Source organism: Pseudomonas sp. B40(2017) (assembly GCF_002112855.1).
GTDB lineage: Bacteria > Pseudomonadota > Gammaproteobacteria > Pseudomonadales > Pseudomonadaceae > Aquipseudomonas > Aquipseudomonas pharyngis.
The window spans coordinates 510227-530781 of sequence record NZ_NEIT01000002.1 but is presented as its reverse complement, the minus strand read 5'-3'; the positions used below and the strand labels follow the sequence as shown (position 1 = coordinate 530781).

Genomic DNA, 20555 nt, shown 5'->3' with positions numbered 1-20555 from the left:
AGCCATGATCAACGTAGACCTGCAACAACTCATCCAGGCGCTGGACGCCGAAACCCGTCGCGATCTGGAGCGTTCGGCCGAGCGCTGCGTGGCCCGTGGCGGCAGCAAGATTCTGGTCGAAGACTTGCTGCTCGGCCTGCTGGAGCGCCCGAACGGTCTGCTCTCCCGTGCGCTGCAGGATGCCGACGTTGATGCCGGCGAACTGAGCGCCGCCCTGCAATCGCGGGTCGAGCACAGCGCTTCGCGCAACCCGGTGTTCGCTCCGGAACTGGTGCAGTGGCTGCAAGACGCGCTGTTGGTGGCCAACCTTGAACTGGGCCAGACCTCGGTCGAAGACGCGGCGCTGATCCTCGCGCTGCTGCGCAACCCGATGCGTTACGCCGGCAGCCGCTACCAGCCGTTGCTGGCCAAACTGAACATCGATCGCCTGAAGGAATTTGCCCTGTCGCAACAACCTCAGGCAGCGGCCAACGGCAAACCGGCCGCTCAAGGCGAGTCGTTGCTTGAGCGCTTCACCCACAACCTGACCCAACAGGCCCGCGACGGCAAACTCGACCCGGTGCTGTGCCGCGATGGCGCGATCCGCCAGATGGTCGACATCCTCGCCCGTCGCCGCAAGAACAACCCGATCGTGGTCGGTGAAGCCGGGGTCGGTAAAACCGCCATCGTCGAAGGCCTGGCCTCGCGCATCGCTGCCGGTGAAGTGCCGCAAGTGCTCAAGGGCGTCGAGCTGCTGTCGCTGGACATGGGCCTGTTGCAGGCCGGCGCCAGCGTCAAAGGTGAATTCGAACGTCGTCTGAAAGGCGTGATCGACGAGGTCAAAGCCTCGCCGAAGCCGATCATCCTGTTCATCGACGAAGCCCACACCCTGATCGGCGCGGGCGGCAATGCCGGCGGTTCCGACGCGGCCAACCTGCTGAAGCCGGCACTGGCTCGTGGCGAACTGCGCACCATCGCCGCGACCACATGGGCCGAGTACAAGAAATACTTCGAGAAAGACCCGGCACTGGCCCGTCGTTTCCAGCCGGTTCAGCTGCACGAACCGACCGTGAGCGAAGCGGTGACCATCCTGCGTGGCCTGGCGCAGGTCTACGAGAAGAGCCACGGCATTTACTTGCGCGATGACGCGGTGGTGTCGGCAGCGGAACTGTCCGCCCGTTACCTGGCCGGCCGCCAACTGCCGGACAAAGCTGTTGATGTGCTCGACACCGCGTGCGCCCGTGTTCGCATCAGCCTCGCTGCGGCCCCGGAAAGCCTGGAACGCCTGCGTGGCGAACTGGCTGAAGGTAGCCGTCAGCGTCAGGCCCTGCGTCGCGATGCCGAAGCCGGTCTGTTGATCGACCACGAAGCGCTGGAGGCACTGGAAGCGCGCCTGGACGAAGCCGAAGCGGAAAGGGTCGCACTGGAAACCCAGTGGACCGAGCAGAAACAACTGGCCGAGCGTCTGCTGGAACTGCGTCAGCAACTGGCCAAGGCCCGTGAAGCCGCTGCGGTCGAGCCGGTGGTCACCGTTGAAGAAGACGCCGAAGGCACGGTGATCGAAACCGTTGCTGCTGAAGTTGAAGAAGGCCAAAGCGTCGAAGCGCTGGAAGCACAACTCAACGAAACCCACAGCGCCCTGACCGCCGCTCAGGTCAAGGAGCGTCTGGTCAGCTTCGAAGTCTGCCCGCGTCTGGTGGCCGAAGTGATCAGCGCCTGGACCGGCGTGCCACTGGCGCAACTGGCCCGCGAACACAACGCCAAGGTCGCGAGCTTCGCCACCGACCTGCGCACCCGCATCCGTGGCCAGGAACAAGCCGTGCACGCCCTGGACCGCTCGATGCGCGCCACCGCTGCCGGCCTGAACAAGCCTGACGCACCGGTCGGCGTGTTCCTGCTGGTCGGCCCGAGCGGCGTCGGCAAGACCGAAACCGCACTGGCACTCGCCGACCTGCTGTACGGCGGCGATCGTTTCATCACCACCATCAACATGTCCGAGTTCCAGGAGAAGCACACCGTTTCCCGCCTGATCGGTGCACCGCCAGGCTACGTCGGTTACGGCGAGGGCGGCATGCTCACCGAAGCCGTGCGCCAGAAGCCGTACTCGGTGGTGCTGCTCGATGAAGTCGAGAAAGCCGACCCGGACGTGCTCAATCTGTTCTACCAAATCTTCGACAAAGGCGTGGCCAACGACGGCGAAGGTCGCGAGATCGACTTCCGCAATACGTTGATCCTGATGACCTCGAACCTGGGCAGCGACAAGATCAGCGACCTCTGCGAAGACGGTGCGCGTCCGACTGCCGAAGTGCTGGAAGAAACCATTCGCCCGGTGCTCAGCAAACACTTCAAGCCGGCGCTGCTGGCGCGGATGAAAGTGGTGCCGTACTACCCGGTCGGCGGCCCGGTGCTGCGCGAGCTGATCGAGATCAAGCTCGGACGTCTGGGCGAGCGCCTGAACCGTCGCCAGCTGGACTTCACCTGGTGCCAGAACCTCGTCGATCACCTGTCCGAGCGTTGCACGCAAAGCGAAAGCGGTGCGCGCCTGATCGACCACTTGCTCGACCAGCACGTGCTGCCGCTGGTGGCCGACCGTTTGCTCGACGCCATGGCCACCGGTGAAAGCCTCAAGCGCGTGCATGCGACGCTTGACGGTGAAGCCAGCGTGACCTGCGAGTTCGCCTGAGGTGAGTGTGATGTTCACTCAAGTGCCGCAGCCACTGCTCTATGCCGAAGCCTTGCTGGCGCAGTTCGCCAGCCTGTCGCGCGCGGCGGACGGTGCTGCGCTGCTGGGTGACTTCGTGCGCGGTCTGGCCGGGCTGAGCGGTTGCGAACTGACGCAGCTGTACTTGCTGGATGCCACGCACACGTCGCTGGGGATGAACGCCGAATGCCTCGACGGCGTGCTGCAACCGCGCAGTGCGGCGAGCCTGCCGGCGGACTACAACGGCGAGCAACTGTTGCAGTTCGCCCTGTGCCAGAACCGCGTGGTGAGCTTCGACGACCTGGGCGGCAGCCTGCACGAAACCAGCTTTCTGCCGGCCTCGTCCGCGCCGTGGCAGTCGCTGCTGTGCGTGCCGCTGGTCAATCAGCAAAAGGCCGTCGAAGGCCTGTTGTTGTGCGCCAGTCGTCGGCACATCGACCTGCAAGGCTTCGCCGATTCCCTCGGTCAGCTCGGCTCGTTCGTGCTTGGTCAGTTGCACTTGCTGCAACGCCTGCGCCAGCCAGTGGATGCGGCCGCGCCGGTCGTGCGCAGCCTGCCGAGTGCCAGCGGCTACGGCCTGATCGGCAAGAGCGCGGCAATGCGCCAGACCTACTCGCTGATCAGCAAAGTTCTGCACAGCCCGTACACCGTGCTGTTGCGTGGCGAGACCGGCACCGGCAAGGAAGTGGTCGCGCGGGCGATCCACGATTGCGGCCCGCGCCGGTCCCAGGCGTTCATCGTGCAGAACTGCGCAGCGTTCCCGGAAAACTTGTTGGAAAGCGAGTTGTTCGGCTACCGCAAAGGTGCTTTCACCGGTGCCGATCGTGACCGCGCCGGGCTGTTCGACGCGGCCAACGGCGGCACTCTGTTGCTCGATGAAATCGGCGACATGCCGCTGTCGCTGCAAGCCAAGTTGCTGCGCGTGTTGCAGGAAGGCGAGATCCGTCCGCTGGGTTCCAACGACACCCACAAGATCGACGTGCGCATCATCGCTGCGACGCACCGCGATTTGTCGGTGCTGGTCAGCGAAGGCAAATTCCGTGAGGACCTGTACTACCGCCTCGCGCAATTCCCGATCGAATTGCCGGCCCTGCGTCAGCGCGAAGGCGACATCCTCGACCTGGCCAAGCACTTTGCCGACAAGGCCTGCACTTTCCTGCAACGTGACCCGGTGCGCTGGTCGGACGCAGCGCTGGAACACCTTTCCGGTTACACCTTCCCCGGCAACGTGCGTGAACTCAAAGGCTTGGTCGAGCGGGCGGTGCTGTTGTGCGAGGGCGGCGAGTTGCTGGCCGAGCATTTCTCGTTGCGCCTGGAATCGGCGCCGGTGCCGGAAGACCACTGCGGCCTCAATCTGCGCGAACGACTCGAAGCGGTCGAACGCAATCTGCTGCTCGATTGCCTGCGCAAGAACGACGGCAATCAGACGCTCGCCGCCCGCGAACTGGGCTTGCCGCGCCGCACGCTGCTGTACCGGCTCGGCCGCTTGAACATCAATCTGGGTGATTTCGATGGGTAGGCGAAAGTCCGTCGGATTCACCTCGAACACCTATTTCAGCGCCGCCCGCAAGGGTCGGCGCTTTGTGCTTTGTCTACACCTGGAGACCCTCTGATGTCTGTTCGTCACTGGCACGCTGTCCTGCTGACCCTCGTCGTTCTATGCGGCCTCGGCGGCTGCAGCGGCAATTACAAATTCAACGATAACGATTACCGCCCGTTGGGTGATCCGCAGGCGGTCAATCGCGGCAAGTGACCGCAAGGAGCATCAAACATGGAATTGGTTTTCGAAATGCTGAACACCAAGCAGTTCGTGCCCACCGAGCTGTGCCAGCGGACCTTCAAACAGGCCGGTGGCGTGATCGGGCGGGGCGAGGACTGCGACTGGATCATCCCTGACCGCAAGCGTCACTTGTCCAATCACCACGCGATTGTCAGCTATCGCGAGGGCACGTTTTTCCTGACCGACACCAGCAGCAACGGTGTGCAGGACGGCGACAGCGGCGCGCGCCTGCACAAGGGCGAACCGGTGCGCATCGAGCACGGCAGCACCTACGTGCTGGGCGACTTCGAGATTCGCGCACGACTGGTGCGCGACCCGGCGACGTTCGACGGTGAAGTCGGTCTGCCACGCGCCGCCGGCAGCATCATTCCGGATGACGCGTTCCTCGACCTCGACCCGCTGAAGTCGCTGGAGCAGCAAGAGCGCGTGTACTCGGAATTCGAGGAAATGCTCGCACCGGTGACCGACCCTGAAGACTCCCGTCAGCGCGCCGACTACGCGCGCATCGACATGGAAAGCCTGATGGTGCCGGAGCTGATCGTCGAGCCCACGCCTGAGCCTGCGCCGGCGCCGAAAGCGGTCGAGCGTCAGAGCGAAACCTTCTGGGATAAATTCGGCGCGGCCCTTGGCGTGAACGTGAAGAACCTCAGCCACGACGAGCGTGAAGCTCTTGCGCTGAACGCTGCACGTCTGCTGCGCCAGAGCGTCGGCGGTCTGCAACAGAGCCTGCGCACCCGTTCGGAGCTGAAAAACGAACTGCGTCTGGCCCAGACCACCGTACAAGGCACCAACAAGAATCCGCTGAAATTCGCCGTCGATCCGAGCGAAGCGCTGGACATCCTGTTGCAGCCGCACAAGCCGGGTCATCTGCCGGCCGAGCAGGCGATCTCCCGGGCGTTCCGCGACTTGCAGGCGCATCAGGTGGCGCTGCTGACCGCCAGCCGCGCGGCGGTGCGCGGCACTCTGGAACACTTCTCGCCGGAGCAGTTGACCCTGCGTTTCGAGCGCGACAACAAGCCGTTGCTCGCCACCGCTGGCGGGCGCTGGAGAGCGTTCAACCGTTACCACCATGCGCTGCGTCAGGACGACGACTGGAGCGAGCGCCTGCTGGCCCGCGACTTCGCCCAGGCCTACGAAGAACAGATCCGCCTGATCTCCACCCTCCACACCGACCACCAAGGATGATGCGCATGTCTCGCCGCTCGACCGCTTTTTTCAAGACGCTGACCGCGCTCACCCTGTTGGTGCTGCTCGCCGGTTGTTCGTCGCTGTCGCCGTATTCGAAAGTGACCAAGATCAACCTGAAGCTGACCGGCAGCGATCAGCTGAACCCGGACCTCAACGGTCGTCCGTCGCCAATCGTGGTGCGCCTGTTCGAACTCAAGCACCCGGTGACCTTCGAGAACGCCGATTTCTTCAGCCTCTACGAGCGCGCCAAGGAATCCCTCAACCCGGATCTGGTGGCCAGCGAAGAACTCGAACTGCGCCCGGGTGAAACCGTGGAACTGAAGCTCAGCGTGGAGGAGGGCAGCCGCTTCATCGGTATCCTCGCCGCGTACCGCGACCTGCCGGAAACCAAATGGCGCCACACGTTCCCGATCACACCGCTGGAAGTCACCGAAGCCGATCTGACCCTGGATCAGGCCGGTATCCGCAAGACCAACGAAGTGCTCGCCAAGGCGGATGACTGATCATGAATACCCATAAAGTCATCTGGCAGGAAGGCATGCTGCTGCGTCCGCAGCACTTCCAGCACAACGACCGCTACTACGATCACCAGATGAAGACCCGCACCCGGTTGCTGGGCGGCTACACCTGGGGTTTCCTGAATCTGGAGATCGACCTGCAGTTCCTCAACATGGGCAAACTGGTGATCAGTGAAGCCTCGGGGATCCTGCCGGACGGCAGCCTGTTCGAGCTCGGCGGCAACACCGAGCCGCTGGCGCTGGACGTGCCGCCGAACACCGGCAACACGCCGATCTACCTGGCGCTGCCACTGGTCACCGGTAACCACATCGAGGCCCGTCGCCCGGAGCAGTCCGACGTGCTGGCGCGTTACACCGCATATGACGCCGAAGTGGCCGACTCCAACGCCGGTGATGATTCCGCCAGCCAGGTCAGTTGCGGTCGCCCGGACTTCAAACTGTTGCTCGGCGAACAGCAGAGCGACCAGGCCTACGTGAAGCTGAAGATCTGCGACGTGCTCGACACCACGCCGGACGGCGTGATCAGCCTCGACCCGGATTTCGTGCCGACCTACATTCAGGCCCACGCCTCCAGCTACCTGCTGTCGTGCCTGAAAGAAGTGATCAGCATGCTCGGTCATCGGGGCGACACCATTGCCGAGCGCATCCGTTCGAACGGCAAGGTCGGTGGCGCGGAAATCGGCGACTTCATGATGCTGCAACTGATCAACCGCACCGAACTGCTGCTGCGCCACTACCTGGGTCTGGAGCAGGTTCACCCGGAAGAGTTGTACCGCACGCTGCTGACCATGCTCGGCGATCTGGCGACATTCTCCAGCGACAGCAAACGGCCGCGTCTGGACAGCCGTTACTCCCACGCCGACCAGGGTGCGAGCTTCCGCAAACTGATGGAGTCGATCCGTCAGGTACTGTCGATGGTGCTGGAACAGCACGCCATCGAACTGATCCTGCAAGCGCGTCAGTACGGGATCATCGTGTCGCCGCTGCACGACCACAAACTGCTGGGCTCGGCGTCGTTCGTGCTGGCAGCCAGTGCCAACTGCGACTCCGAAGAACTGCGCAACCGCTTGCCTGCGCACCTCAAGGTCGGCCCGGTGGAGCGCATCCGCCAACTGGTCAACCTGCACCTGCCGGGGATCAAGGTCAAACCGTTGCCGGTGGCCCCGCGGCAGATCGCGTTCCACTCCAACAAAACCTATTTCATCCTCGAACTCAGTTCCGAAGACCTGGCACAACTCGAGCGCTCCGGCGGCTTCGCGTTCCACGTGTCTGGCGAATTCGCCGAGCTTGAACTGAAATTCTGGGCCATCAGGAACTGACCGACATGATCAAGGACATGGAACACAACCAGGACGACAAAACCGTCCTGCTCGACCGTCAGGGCCATGGCCCGGCGGCGAGTCCGCTGACCGACTTCGCCGCGCCACCGCGCTTCGAGCAACTGGAAGAACGGATGATCTACGCCGCGCGCCTGCGCCCGGCGGAGGCCTTCAACATCAGCCTCAATTCGCTGGTGGCGGCGTCGTCCGAACTGCTGTCGGAAGTGGTGCGCCTCAAGCACAGCGAAACCCGCGAAGACCTCTACGCGCTCAACGAGCGCCTGACCGCCGGGCTCAAGCTGTTTGAAGTGCGCGCCCTGCACAACGGCGCCGAAAGCAGCCAGGTGATGGCCGCCCGTTACGTGCTCTGCACCGTGGTCGACGAAGCCGTCGTGACCACGCCGTGGGGCAACGAAAGCGAGTGGTCGCAGATGAGCCTGCTCAGCAGCTTCCACAACGAAACCTTCGGTGGCGAGAAGTTCTTCCAGCTGCTCGATCGGCTGTCGAAAAACCCGGTCAAGCACCTGCCGATGCTGGAGCTGATGTACCTGTGCCTGTCCCTCGGTTTCGAGGGCAAGTACCGCGTACAGGCGCGCGGCATGCTGGAACTCGAAGGCATCCGTGACGCCCTGTACCGGCAGATCCGTCAGTTGCGTGGCGACGTGCCGCGCGAATTGTCGCCGCAGTGGGAAGGCCTCAACGATCAGCGCCGCAATCTGGTGCGCATCGTGCCGGCGTGGATGGTGGTGCTGTTCACCTTCGTCTGTCTGGTGATGATGTATTCGGGCTTCGCCTGGGTCTTGGGCGAGCAGCGCGACACCGTTCTGCAACCATATCAGCCGCTTGATCCGGCCGCGGCCCAGCCGCAGTCGCAGCCGTAAACAGGGACGTGTGATGAAGAAGTTTTTCAAGAAAGTCGGCGCCTTCCTGCGCCAGACCTGGGTCTGGACCTTGCTGCTGGTGCTGTTCGTGGCGCTGCTGGTGTGGTTCGTCGGCCCGTTGTTGGCAGTGGATGACTACAAGTTCTGGGAAAGCGCGACTTCGCGTCTGCTGACCATCAGCGTGCTGTTCCTGATCTGGGGCCTGACCATGGTCTTCGTCAGCTGGCGCGCCGGTATCCGCAAGAAAGCCGTCGAAGAAACCGAAGACGGCCAGGACCGTATCCGCCGCGAAGAGTTGATCGACGAAGAGCAGAAAGAGTTGAAGGAGCGTTTCAAGGACGCCCTGAAAACCCTCAAGACTTCGAGCCTGTACCGCGGCCGCAGCGAGCGCTGGCGCAATGACTTGCCTTGGTACTTGCTGATCGGCCCGCAGGCCAGCGGCAAGACCAGCTTGCTGGACTTCTCCGGGCTGGAATTCCCGATCAACAAGATTGACCGCAAGCTGACCCGCGACACCCACGGCACTCGTCATTGCGACTGGTACTTCGCCGATCACGGTGTACTGATCGACACCGCCGGCCGCTACCTGACCCAGCCGGATGCGGAAGTCGACGGCAGCGCCTGGACCACCTTGCTGGAACTGTTGCGCAAGCGTCGTCGCGGTCGTCCGCTGAACGGCGTGCTGGTGACCATTCCGGTGGAAACCCTGACCGGTGGCAGCGAACAGGACATCGAAACCCTGGCCCGCCAGGTACGTGCGCGTCTGCAAGACGTCTATCAGAAGCTGCACGTCGATGTGCCGGTGTATCTGGTGCTGAGCAAGGCCGACAAGCTGCTGGGCTTTGACGAGTTCTTCGACCAACTGACTCGCGAAGAAAGCGATCAGGTACTGGGCACCAGTTTCCGCAAGGATCAGGTCGGCACCGACGTGACGGTGCTGCGCAACGAGTTCGAAGAGCTGCTGCGTCGCCTCAACAGCCAAGTGATCATGCGCATGCACTCCGAGCGCGACACCCAGCGCCGTGGCCGCATCCTCGACTTCCCGCACCAGATGGGCCAGATCGGCGAGCGTCTGTGCCTGCTGGTCGACATGGCGTTCACCGGCAACCGCTACCAGCGTGCGACGCAACTGCGTGGTTTCTACCTGACCAGCGCACCGCACCTGACTCAGGAAATGGATTCGACCACCGCCGGCATCGGCGCGAGTCTGGGCATGAGCGCCGGCGTGCTGCCGACGCTGCGCAGCGGTCGTTCGCGTTTCATCCATCACTTGCTCAGCCGGGTGATTTTCCCCGAGGCCGATCTGGCCGGTCTGGACAAGCGCGAGCGCAGCCGCATCCACTGGGGCCAGCGTGCGTTGTACGTCGGCGCACTGGGTGCGCTGGTGCTGTTCGGCATGCTCTGGGCCGGTGGTTTCTCGGCCAACTACGAGCGTCTGGAAAACCTGCGCAATCTGGCGCAGAACTGGACGCAGCAACGCACGGCACTGTCGCCGCGCGATGACGCCATGGGCGCACTGAAAACCCTCGACACCAGCTACGCTGCCACCCAGGTGTTCCCGAAAAAAGGCGACGCGGCGTACCACGAACGGATGGGTCTGTATCAAGGCCAGGACGTCAATCCGGTGGTCAAGGAGGCCTACGAGCACGAGCTTGAAAAGCAACTGCTGCCGCGCGTTGCAACGATGCTTGAAGGCCAGATCCGCGCCAACATGAAGGACCGCGAAAAGCTGATCAACAGCCTGCGCGCGTACCTGATGCTGAACATGAAGGATCGTCGTGACGCGGCATGGCTCAAGGACTGGATCGCGGCGGACTGGTCGCAGCGTTACACCGGCAACACCGCGGTGCAGAACGGTCTGAACACGCACCTCGAGCGTCTGTTGCAGCAGCCGTTTATCTATCCGCTCAACGAGCAACTGGTGGCCCAGGCGCGTCAGATCCTGCGCAGCGAGTCGCTGGCGACCGTGGTTTACCGCATGCTCCGCGAGCAGGCGCGCAACCTGCCGGATTACCGTTTCAGCCAGCACCTCGGGCCGCAGGGCTCGCTGTTCATCGGCACTGAATACGTGATTCCGGGCTTCTACACCCAGACCGGTTATCAGCAGTATTTTTCGGTGCAAGGCGCGTCGCTGGTGACCGACATCCTGCGTGACAACTGGGTGCTGGGCGAAGGCGCGGGCATCAGCGACATGGATCTGCGTCGCCTGATGGTCGAGCTGGAGCAACTGTACTTCCGCGACTACGCCAACTACTGGAGCGAGGCCGTTGGCCAAGTAGCACTGCCGCCGATCAGCGATGCCGGTGAAGGCGCCGAGCAACTGGCGGGCCTGACCTCGGCCAACTCGCCGGTGCTGGCGCTGCTGACCGAAGTGCGCGAGAACACCCGTTTCCCGGCCGCTGCCGATCCGGTGGACGAGGCGGGTGACGCGGCTGATGCGCTGGCCGGACAGAAAGGCAAACTGGGCAAGGTGGGCAAACTCGCCGCGGCGGCAGCGGACAAGGCCTCGGCCCTGAACGTGGCGAAGAACCTGCCGGACACCGCCAAGAAGTCCCTGCAACGCCGCTTCGAGCCGCTGCACAAATTGCTCGACGACAACAACGGCCCGGCCGCTGACCTGACCCCGGCCTTCACCGCGCTCAACGACCTGCAACTGCAACTGGCGGGCCTGGCCCGTTCCAGCACGCCGGAGCAGGCCGCGTTCGAGCTGGCCAAGACCCGCATGAGCGGCCAGCGTGATGCGCTGACCAACCTGCGCAATGCGTCCGGTCGTCTGCCGCGTCCGCTGAGCGTGTGGTTCAACGTGCTGGCCGAAGACTCGTGGCGCCTGGTGCTTAACGATGCCTACCAGTACCTGAACGGCCGTTATCAGAACGAGCTGTACAGCGTGTATGGCAAGACCATCAACAAGCGTTACCCGTTCAGCGCCTCAAGCACCAGCGATGTGGCGATCAGCGATTTCCGCGAGTTCTTCCGCGCTCAAGGCACCATCGACCGCTTCTTCGACAGCTACATGCGTCCGTTCGTCAGCGGTGATCCGGGCAACTACCGGATGCGCAGCGTCGACGGCCGCAGCCTGCCGGTGTCCAAGGTCTTCCTCGATCAGATGGCGGCGGCCCTGAACATTCGCCAGAGCTTCTTCTCGATCAACCCGGCCGAACCGACCGTGCAGTTCAAGCTGGAGCCGTACACCCTCGATCCGGCGGTGAGCCGTTCCGAGTTCAAGTTCGGCGACAAGACCATGGAGTACCGCCACGGTCCGATCCTGCCCATGAGCTTCAAGTGGCCGACCGATGCTGAAGACGGTCGCACCAGCCTGGTCATGGACAAGATGGCCGGGCGCCCGATCGGTATTGAGAAGAACTCCGGCCCGTGGTCGCTGTTCCGTCTGTTCGACCTGATGCAGACCGAGTACCTGACCGGTCGCGACGTGCTGGTGCTCAAAGCCGACGTGGGTGGCCTGCGCGCCAACTACCTGCTGACCAGCCAGCGCACGCCGAACCCGTTCGACATGGGCGTGCTGCGCACCTTCCGTATGCCGGTGCAGCTCTGATGCTGGTGGCCAGTCCCTGGCGCAGCGCGGCGCGAACCGACCCGGGCAAGGTGCGGTCGCGCAACGAAGATGCCTTCCTCGACACCCCGCAGCATGGGCTGTGGGTGGTCGCGGACGGCATGGGCGGTCATCAGGGTGGCGACATCGCCAGCCAGTTGATCGTCGCCAGCCTGGCTGAACTGCCGCAGCACGAAGACTTCGACGAACGCCTCAAAGCCATCCGCCAGTGCCTGCACTGGCTGAACCGGCGCCTGGGGCAGGAGTTGACCGTCACCGCCGGGCGTCACGACAGCATCATGGGCAGCACCGTCGTGGCGCTGCTGGTGGAAGGCAATCGCGCGGCCTGCATCTGGGCCGGCGACAGTCGTTGTTATATGTGGCGTGGGCAGCGGTTGTATCAGCTGTCGAAGGACCATTCGCTGCAACAGCAACTGATCGATGAGCAGCAGATGAGTGTCGAACAGGCAGCGGCGCACCCGGCGGCTCAGGCCTTGACCCGGGCGGTCGGCGCGGCGGAACAGTTGACCCTGGATGTGCTGGAACTCGAGGTCTATCCCGGTGATGTGTTCCTGCTGTGCAGCGATGGTTTGTATCAAGGCCTGAGCAGCGATGCCCTCGGCAACGCCCTCAGCCTGGCGGCGCCACATGTGGCGCTGGAACGTCTGTTCGACGGTGCCCTGCGGGGCGCCGCACGGGACAATCTGACGGCCGTGGTGATCCGCCAATGACTGAAATCGAATCCTCAGTCGATGACTTGCTGATGAGCGAAGAGCAGGCCAACAACCTGACCTATTTCGCTTTTGCAAAGCAGCACAACGCCGAACCCGCGCTGGCGCCAACCAAGGCCAGCGTCGGCGCACTGCCGGATGTTCTGGCAGGCCGCTACCACCTCGAGCGCCTGCTCGGGGCCGGTGGCATGGGTGCGGTTTACCGGGCCCGGGATCTCCTGCACGAGCAGTTCGGCGATCCCGATCCTTACATTGCGCTGAAAATCCTCAGCGAAGAATTTGCCGAGTCGCCGGACGCCAGTGCCTTGCTCTACAGCGAGTTCGCCCTGACCCGACGCCTGCGCCACGACAACGTGCTGCGACCGCACACGTTCGAAGTGGACACCGATTGCCAGCGGGCCTTCATCACCATGGAACTCATGCGTGGCCTGACCCTGGACAAACTGCTCTGCGAGCGGCCACTGGGCCTGCCGTGGAAAGAACTGCGCGACATCGCGCTGCCGCTGCTCGACGCGCTGGCCTACGCCCACCGTCGCGGCGTGCTGCACGGTGACATGAAACCGAGCAACGTCATGCTCAGCGAAGACGGCGTGCGCCTCTTTGACTTCGGTCTCGGGCAGGCCGAGGAGGGCATCCTGCCCGGCCTGCCGCACCTGAGCCGCGAGCGCTTCAACGCCTGGACCCCGGGCTACGCCGCCCCCGAACTGCTTGAGGGCCAACCGCTGTCGGCCAGCGCGGACGTGTACGGCGTGGCCTGCGTGATCTATGAACTGGCGGGCGGCAAACACCCGTTCCGCCGCTTGCCCTCGACCCAGGCCCGTGACGAACACCTGGAGCGCGAGCTGCAAGCCCCGGCAAATCTACCGACACACTGCTGGCCCGCGCTGCGCACCGCGCTGGCCTTTGACGCGGCAGAGCGCAACATTTCTGCCGACCAATTGCGTGACGCCTTGGGCGCCACTTCGTCCTGGCTGCAGCGTTTGCGGCTGAGGGCGTAACGGATGACATTCGAACAGGGAGCACTTTATGTTCAACCCAGCTAACGAAACGCACTTCAGCCTGACTGTTGAAGATTACGTAGGCGACCTGCAAGTCTTGTCGTTCACCGGCACCGAAGGCATCAGCCAGCCGTTTCGTTTCGACATCGAACTGGTCAGCGAAAACCCGGATCTGGACCTGGAAAAACTCCTGCACAAACAGGCATTCCTCGCCCTCGATCCGCAGGGCTCGGGCATCCACGGCCAGATCTACCGCGTGGCCCAGGGCGATGCCGGCAAGCGCCTGACCCGCTACAAGGTTTCGCTGGTGCCGCAGCTGCAATACCTGCATCACCGCACCAACCAGCGCATCTACCAGCAGATGTCGGCGCCGAAAATCATCGCGCTGATCCTCGACGAGCACGGCATCAAGGGCAACGCCTACAGCTTCCAGCTCAGCCAGCCGTGCCCGGATCGCGACTACTGCGTGCAGTACGACGAAACCGATCTGCACTTCGTCCAGCGCCTGTGCGAAGAAGAAGGCATTCACTACCACTTCCAGCACAGCAAGAAGGAACATCTGCTGGTGTTCGGCGATGACCAGACCGTGTTCCCGAACCTCGGACAACCGACCGCGTATGTACAGGGCAGCGGCATGGTCGCCGAAGAACCGGTGATCAAAGGCTTCAAGCTGCGCCTGGAAACCCGCACCAGCCGCACCACCCGCCGCGACTACGACTTCGAAAAACCGCGCCTGCAAATGGAAGCCGCGTACAAACCGGACGGCGAGAGCGCTGAACCGGATCTCGAAGACTACGACTACCCTGGCCGTTTCATCGACCGCGCGCGCGGCAAGTTCCTCAGCCAGCGCGCCCTCGAACGCCACCGTGCCGACTACCGCCAGGCCGAAGGTCGCGGTGACCAGACCAGGCTGGTCAGCGGCCACTTCATGGAAATGTCCGACCACCCGCGCAGCGAGTGGAACGACCTGTGGCTGCTCACCGAAATCTTCCACGAAGGCAAACAGCCGCAAGTCCTCGAAGAGTCGGTGACCAGCGACACCACCGACAGCAAGGACGACTTCCACCAGGGCTATCGCAACACCTTCCTCGCCACCCCGTGGGACGTGTTCTACCGCCCCGCGCTGGAGCACCCGAAACCCCGCGTGCTTGGCAGCCAGACCGCCATGGTCACCGGCCCCAAAGGCGAAGAAATTCACTGCGACCAATACGGCCGCATCAAGGTGCAATTCCACTGGGACCGCGAAGGCCTGGCCGACGACAAAACCAGCTGCTGGCTGCGCGTCTCCAGCTCCTGGGCCGGCGACCGCTATGGCGCCATCTCCATCCCGCGCATCGGCATGGAAGTCCTCGTCACCTTCCTCGAAGGCGACCCCGACCAACCGCTGGTCACCGGCTGCCTGTACCACAAGGAAAACCCGGTGCCGTACGCCTTGCCGGCAAACAAAACCCGCAGCGTCTTCAAAACCCTCAGCTCCCCGGGCGGCGGTGGCTACAACGAACTGCGCATCGAAGACAAAAAAGGCGCCGAACAAATCTTCATCCACGCCCAGCGCGACTGGGATGAAAACGTCGAGCACGATCAGAAGATTCGCGTGGGGAATGAACGGCACGACACGGTGGTGAAGAACACCTACACCGAGCTGAAGGCTGAAGAACATCGCACCACGTTTTCCGACCGCAAGATCGAAGCGCGGATGGACGACCACCTGACCATTGGTGAGAGCCAGCATGTGAAGCTCGGGACGGCGCAACTGACCAGTGTCGGGAAAGAGATTCACATCAAGGCGGGGGACAAGATTGTCATTGAGGCGGGGACTGAGCTGACGATTCTCGGCGGTGGCAGTTTCATCAAGCTCGATGGCGGTGGTGTGACCGTGGTTGGGCCGGTGGTGAAGATTAATGCTGGCGGGTCGGCGGGGAGTGGCACCGGGATCGGGATTAAGCCGCCGGTGCTGCCGGGGGCGGCGGATAAGGATAAGGCGGGGAGTTTGATGGATCAGGCGTTGTTGAATGCGCCGCCTGAGAAGGTTAAGCCGAAGGCTTTTTTTGTGTTTTCTGAGTGATCGACATGAATGGTTTTTTGAAGAAGAGGCACGGCTTCGCGGTAGCGGCTTTCACCGCCTCGCTGCTGAGCCTGTTTCATGGCAGCGCTTATGCAGATGAGTGTCCGTCTGAGGACTTTTCCCAGTTCCTGCCGGCGTTCTCTGCGAATGCTGAAACTCAGCAGCGGTTGACCGCGATGACGGTGAAGTCGCTGGTTTTGAAACCTACTGGGGAGAATGGAAATTTTGAGCCGCAAACGAAGGGAGTCAATAGCTCGACATTGGCCTTTCCACTGATGGCACCCATAGCCACAGGCAAGGCAGAAGGAGTCGAAGTCGAAGCGGTTGACGACAGTCATTTCAACGTTGTTGATAAGCGTGCAGGTAACAGCAACATCAAGATCTTTAACTTTTCTCGCCAGGCGTGTTGGGTGCTTGAGGGTGTTGAAGATTGGTCGATCAGTAAAAAAGATGTTGTAGAGTCGAGTAACCCTCGCATGAGTGAGGCAGAGAGTTTTTGCTTTCAACGCGCAGAAGCCTTCAGAGGCTTAGGGGGGCTGGAGCAGTACCGACTCACAGGCGAGTTGTTTGAAGCCTCCTTGGAAAACTATCTCTGTGCAGCAGCATCCGGTGATCCACAGGCTAGTTTGAATGCTGCAAGCTTGAGTCTTTCGGGAATGGCTCCTCAATTGCAAACGGAGAAGGTTGAGCAACTATTCAAGGCAGCTGCGACCACTTTGCCGGAGGGTGCGATGAGCCTTTCATTGTTTTATTGCGACGGTAACAATATTTCCTCTGACGGTCCTTGTCAGCATCCAGCACAGGCAGAGGAAGCGCTGATGGAAGCTGCTCGTATGGGAAGTGCTTTTGCAACAAATGCACTTGGCCGAGCCTTTGAGACTGGAAAATTTGTAACAAAGGACATGTCCAGAGCGCTTGCCTGCTACCAACTGGCTGCCAAAAATGGCAGTAAGGGCTCGGTCGCACATTTAGAACGTTTGAATAAACAGCCAGCCGGTATTAAAGCCAGTTTTTGCTATTGATTATTGCAGGAAGCAGAAATGACAGAGCCACTTGATCTATCAGTCAATTATACAAGCGCTAATTATAGATATAAGGAGTCTGGAGACGGTTTTACTGTTGAGAATGGTAAAAAGGTTGTCGACTGCTCTCATATGGTTAACTTGTTGCTTACTGGAGCTGGCTACGAAGTCCCTTACCAGAACACGGCGGGTCTAAATAGCACGGCAGCCCTTCAGTACTATGATGTAATTAGCCCTGCTAATGTAAAGCGTGGAGATGTTGTGCTCTGGATTAACGCAATCTCTAATCGGGATAATAAGACGTTAAATCATACGGGTATTGTAGAGTCTTACGACAGTACATTGGGCTCGGAATTTGGTAAGTTTTTTGGAGCGCAAAGTTCTGGTCCAGGTACTGCGAAGTTCGGCTCCTATGATAATGCCCATTTTTGGCCAGTCCCCACAAAATTCCTAAGGGTTAAGGAGTCGACTCGGACGGGAGAAGGATCCGCAGCGGCGCCCGCGCCCGCATCTGCACCGGTAGAGTCTACGCCATTAATGAACTTTCAGTACCCGTTCAGAAAAGCGGATGGATCGCAATTTAAGGATGCTGAAGAGATATTTAATGCTCTTGAGAGTGAAAGCTCAGGTAATTTTTTACTTGGGAATCATGGGTTTTGGCATGGCGGCATTCATATCACGCATAAGACTGCTCCGCAATGTGTGAGAGATGAACCTATTCGTTGTATTGGAGACGGTGTCGTCGTAGCCTACCGTTTGAATGAAGATTATCTAGCGACTGCATTTGAGGCATCAAGTTCTACAGAAGCATTGAAATACTCAAATTCATTTTGTCTTGTTAGGCACGACTATAAGTCACCTCTGAATAAGGAAGTTACGCCTAGCACTAAGAATGAGCTCGTATTTTATAGCCTGTATATGCATCTGCTACCATATGATAGGTATGCGGATGACCCAGAGCAACCAAGTGCTCCTAAAATAAAAATGATCGCAAGTGGGTTTAAAGCGCGAAGCGATATTCTTGGTGCAAGCGGCTGCGCCGAATATGGTTCAATTTCTGCTGGAACTGAAATTGAAATACTAGAAGAACATTCTGATCACGTCCACGCCAAGGGTAAGCTGATTAAAGGTACTGTTGGAGGGCGCACTCCAGGGCAAGATTTTTGGTTCGCTTATAAGCAAAACGGCATCGCCTATCCAAGAGGTGATGGAAGCCCGAGCTGGAGCGCAATAACTGCACCAGAGCGAAAGAAACCAGACTATTGGAAGGGCAAAGTCAGAGCTGTAGTTTCCGGAACGGGGCTTACTTTGCGAGCGGCTCCCTCAACGCAAAGTCACGGTGCTTTAGCTGGGGCTGCAATTAGACAGGTAAATAGTCTAGGACAGAACGCAGACTTAGTTCTTTGTACAAATAGCATAATAGAATTTGATAGCGGGAAAGTTTTTAGCCTGAAGATTGGCTCTAAGTTTTTCAAAATGGCGGAATGCTCCTTTGTACCGAGTACTTCCGGCGCTGCAACCGGTTTGAAAAGCCACTCCACTCCTGTGCCCGCCACTTTTTGGGCTTGTGTTGAAAAACCTTATGTTCAATTGCAAGGCTTGGTTCCGACTGAGTTTGATAAGATTGTGCCGATGGATACGGCAATTAAGGCAGGCGACACAATTGGTTTTCTTGGTTTAAATGAAACGTTGGCAGGTCCAGATGGTGGGGTTTCGAGAAGTTATCAAGTTCACGTGGAGATTTTTTCGGCTGATCCTAAGATTGAGGATTTTCTAAAAAATAAAGCAAATGTTAAACAGGGGAAGCAATACCTGCATTTGCCAGCGAATACGAACTTAAGAAACAAACCACCGCAAACCGGAGTGGTGACGATTTCTAATGAAAGCTTCGTAGAACTTGGAAAGGCCGTTCTATATAAGGATACTGAAGAATGGTACGAAATAACTGTCATTGATAACGCAGAAAGCAAAACCGGCTTGCTCAAAAAAGAAGACGCGAAGCTCCTCAGTCAACACGATTGGGAAAAGCTAGGTTTTCGTGTTGTTAAGGAGTCGAATTCAAATTCCGATGGTTTTCTGGATCCCGGAGACATGCCGGAGTTTTTTCAAGCCTTATATAAGGATTTGGATAACTTTGGTGATAAGGATCAAAAAGTTACCCCCGAAGACTTTCCAATTGCGCTAAAAAATGTAGAGTTTAGGAACCACTGGTCAAAGCTTATTGCATATCACCCAACAGAGTGGAAATCTAAGTCTGATTCTGCCAAGTGGGCACGGCTGGATACGTTGCTCGAGGAGTATCCGTCTGTCCTGAAACACGAAAAAGAGCGGATAGATAGCTTAATATTTTGGGATGATCCGATTATACAATCTAAAGGTTTGGGCGATGGGGTTGTATGGCACTTTCATCCAATTGCGTTTCTAGGTAATCAGATTGGTGGGCGCGGGAAAATAAAAATTACCGTGGAGATGTTGAAAAAGGTATTTGATGGAATAAAAAATTCAACAGAGCAGGATGATCTGTTGGCAGAAGTTGCTTCCCAGATAAATGAGAACTGTGAGAGGTATAAACTAGATACCCCGTTGAGGTTGAGTCACTTTTTTGCTCAGGTAAGGCAGGAAATTGGCTCGAAGTGCGCGGTGGTGGAGGACTTTACATATGGTGTTGAGGGTCTTAAGGGTACTTTCGGATATTTTAGGGATAATCCAAGTGAAGCAACGGTTTACGGGTATCCTGGTACTACAAAATACGTTTCACACTCTAATCAAGTGGCAATTGCCAATCGAGCATACGGCGAAAGACTAGGGAACGATAGTATCGCCTCTGGTGAGGGCTGGAAATATAGGGGGAGGGGCCTTAAACATTTGACGGGGAAAGCGAACTACAAAGCTTTTAAAGATTACCATAAAAATTTTTGGGGGGAGGAAGTCGACTTTGTTGGCAATCCAGATATTTTACACACTCAATACCAATACTCCGTGCGGTCGGGAGTTTACTTCTGGCTGAAAAATAATTTGTTTGTCGAGGCAGATAAGGGCGATGCAGAGGCCAATGTGAATGCAATAACCGCTATTATTAACCTCGGCACCGATAGTTATGCTAAGCGTAGGGCTCATTTCAAAAGGATATATCACGTTGAAAAAATATTTGACTCTATTTAAACGGCATTTTATTCCGTTTGTAGCTTTTGGCTTCGTAGCGTCCAATGTGTTTGCGGATGCCGCACCCACATTAAGTGAATTCCATCCTACGGTGGTAGCTTCTTTGGACGAAGAAAAGATCGCTGTATTTTTTTTGAAAAATAGTCTGAAGGCGTTAGCTAAAGAAGAGCATGTTGCCGATGCTGAGATATATTACTCATCATTGAGTTCCGGTAAACCATCTCTAAATTATGTTTGGAAGGTTGAGGGGGATCAGATCGCTTCTGTATTTTTTTACGAGTGGAAGTCCCCTGCGAGAGCCGGAAAATCTATGTTTGTATTGACGAAGAGAAAAGTGTCTAACTCGGCATTTGACGGTTTTGCTTATTCGGTTATGGAACTCCCGATAAGGAGAGAAGGTGGAAGTGTATCCTTGCTTCATTTTAGTGGTGACTTACCAGACCCAGCTTTAGATAATTGTATGGAAGGGGCAGATCTGGTTGCGGGAAATAAAGTGGTCTGTGCTTATAAAGATGCGGCGAGCATTAAAAACTACTTTAGCTTGCAGGACAAAAAGCATTAAAAAATTCGCGCGGCAATAGAGAGAACGGGACGGTTAATTTTTAGCTGAATCTGTCCCGTTAATCGAAAAGGGGGCAGATTTATTTTGTGTTTTGTAAAA

14 protein-coding genes are annotated in these 20555 nt (G+C 59.0%); all 14 read left to right on the top strand.

Going from position 1 to position 20555, the window contains the following annotated elements:
* Window positions 1-4 precede the first annotated feature (4 nt).
* The 14 genes from tssH to CAF76_RS28375 all read left to right on the top strand — a co-directional run bounded on the left by tssH (window position 5) and on the right by CAF76_RS28375 (window position 20456).
* Window positions 5-2662, top strand: coding sequence for a type VI secretion system ATPase TssH (gene tssH, locus CAF76_RS06095; protein ID WP_085647084.1), 2658 nt, complete (start codon window positions 5-7; stop codon window positions 2660-2662).
* 10 nt (window positions 2663-2672) lie between these two features.
* Window positions 2673-4199 (top strand): sigma-54-dependent Fis family transcriptional regulator, encoded by a 1527-nt coding sequence (locus CAF76_RS06090; protein ID WP_085647083.1) that lies wholly within the window; start codon window positions 2673-2675, stop codon window positions 4197-4199.
* A gap of 93 nt (window positions 4200-4292) precedes the next feature.
* Window positions 4293-4433, top strand: a complete 141-nt coding sequence (locus tag CAF76_RS06085; protein ID WP_003229566.1) for a hypothetical protein — start codon at window positions 4293-4295, stop codon at window positions 4431-4433.
* Window positions 4434-4451: 18 nt separating this feature from the next.
* The gene (gene tagH / locus CAF76_RS06080; protein WP_085647082.1) at window positions 4452-5645 is read left to right on the top strand and encodes a type VI secretion system-associated FHA domain protein TagH; all 1194 of its coding nucleotides are present in this window, start codon (window positions 4452-4454) and stop codon (window positions 5643-5645) included.
* Between the two features lie 5 nt (window positions 5646-5650).
* Window positions 5651-6151, top strand: coding sequence for a type VI secretion system lipoprotein TssJ (gene tssJ, locus CAF76_RS06075; RefSeq protein WP_011336587.1), 501 nt, complete (start codon window positions 5651-5653; stop codon window positions 6149-6151).
* A gap of 2 nt (window positions 6152-6153) precedes the next feature.
* A complete protein-coding gene (gene tssK, locus CAF76_RS06070; protein ID WP_039765155.1) occupies window positions 6154-7485 on the top strand; it encodes a type VI secretion system baseplate subunit TssK in 1332 nt (443 codons plus the stop codon).
* Window positions 7486-7490: 5 nt separating this feature from the next.
* On the top strand, window positions 7491-8366 hold the full coding sequence (gene icmH, locus CAF76_RS06065; protein WP_011336585.1) for a type IVB secretion system protein IcmH/DotU: 876 nt from the start codon (window positions 7491-7493) through the stop codon (window positions 8364-8366).
* Window positions 8367-8379: 13 nt separating this feature from the next.
* Entirely contained in the window at window positions 8380-11919 is a 3540-nt protein-coding gene (gene tssM, locus CAF76_RS06060; RefSeq protein ID WP_085647081.1) for a type VI secretion system membrane subunit TssM, read from the top strand.
* Window positions 11919-12647, top strand: coding sequence for a PP2C family serine/threonine-protein phosphatase (locus CAF76_RS06055; protein ID WP_039765158.1), 729 nt, complete (start codon window positions 11919-11921; stop codon window positions 12645-12647). The genes tssM and CAF76_RS06055 overlap by 1 nt, the downstream gene beginning before the upstream one ends.
* A complete protein-coding gene (locus tag CAF76_RS06050; protein ID WP_085647080.1) occupies window positions 12644-13645 on the top strand; it encodes a serine/threonine-protein kinase in 1002 nt (333 codons plus the stop codon). Before CAF76_RS06055 ends, CAF76_RS06050 begins: the two co-directional genes overlap by 4 nt.
* Window positions 13646-13673: 28 nt before the next feature.
* Window positions 13674-15710 carry a type VI secretion system tip protein VgrG gene (locus CAF76_RS06045; RefSeq protein WP_085647079.1) on the top strand — a complete coding sequence of 679 codons (2037 nt, stop codon included), beginning with the start codon at window positions 13674-13676 and terminating at the stop codon, window positions 15708-15710.
* A 5-nt stretch (window positions 15711-15715) separates the two neighbouring features.
* Window positions 15716-16732, top strand: a complete 1017-nt coding sequence (locus tag CAF76_RS06040; RefSeq protein WP_085647078.1) for a tetratricopeptide repeat protein — start codon at window positions 15716-15718, stop codon at window positions 16730-16732.
* Window positions 16733-16750: 18 nt separating this feature from the next.
* Entirely contained in the window at window positions 16751-19894 is a 3144-nt protein-coding gene (locus CAF76_RS06035) for a hypothetical protein (protein WP_256579597.1), read from the top strand.
* Window positions 19869-20456, top strand: coding sequence for a hypothetical protein (locus CAF76_RS28375; protein WP_143491787.1), 588 nt, complete (start codon window positions 19869-19871; stop codon window positions 20454-20456). The genes CAF76_RS06035 and CAF76_RS28375 overlap by 26 nt, the downstream gene beginning before the upstream one ends.
* Window positions 20457-20555: the final 99 nt, after the last annotated feature.

Excerpts from the sequence above, each read along its gene's own strand:
- CAF76_RS06040 (WP_085647078.1), top strand. The coding sequence starts at position 15,716 with ATGAATGGTTTTTTGAAGAAGAGGCACGGCTTCGCGGTAGCGGCTTTC.
- tssM (WP_085647081.1), top strand. The coding sequence starts at position 8,380 with ATGAAGAAGTTTTTCAAGAAAGTCGGCGCCTTCCTGCGCCAGACCTGG.
- CAF76_RS06055 (WP_039765158.1), top strand. The coding sequence starts at position 11,919 with ATGCTGGTGGCCAGTCCCTGGCGCAGCGCGGCGCGAACCGACCCGGGC.
- icmH (WP_011336585.1), top strand. The coding sequence starts at position 7,491 with ATGATCAAGGACATGGAACACAACCAGGACGACAAAACCGTCCTGCTC.
- CAF76_RS06090 (WP_085647083.1), top strand. The coding sequence starts at position 2,673 with ATGTTCACTCAAGTGCCGCAGCCACTGCTCTATGCCGAAGCCTTGCTG.
- CAF76_RS06050 (WP_085647080.1), top strand. The coding sequence starts at position 12,644 with ATGACTGAAATCGAATCCTCAGTCGATGACTTGCTGATGAGCGAAGAG.
- CAF76_RS06035 (WP_256579597.1), top strand. The coding sequence starts at position 16,751 with ATGACAGAGCCACTTGATCTATCAGTCAATTATACAAGCGCTAATTAT.
- tssH (WP_085647084.1), top strand. The coding sequence starts at position 5 with ATGATCAACGTAGACCTGCAACAACTCATCCAGGCGCTGGACGCCGAA.
- tssK (WP_039765155.1), top strand. The coding sequence starts at position 6,154 with ATGAATACCCATAAAGTCATCTGGCAGGAAGGCATGCTGCTGCGTCCG.
- CAF76_RS06085 (WP_003229566.1), top strand. The coding sequence starts at position 4,293 with ATGTCTGTTCGTCACTGGCACGCTGTCCTGCTGACCCTCGTCGTTCTA.
- tssJ (WP_011336587.1), top strand. The coding sequence starts at position 5,651 with ATGTCTCGCCGCTCGACCGCTTTTTTCAAGACGCTGACCGCGCTCACC.
- tagH (WP_085647082.1), top strand. The coding sequence starts at position 4,452 with ATGGAATTGGTTTTCGAAATGCTGAACACCAAGCAGTTCGTGCCCACC.
- CAF76_RS06045 (WP_085647079.1), top strand. The coding sequence starts at position 13,674 with ATGTTCAACCCAGCTAACGAAACGCACTTCAGCCTGACTGTTGAAGAT.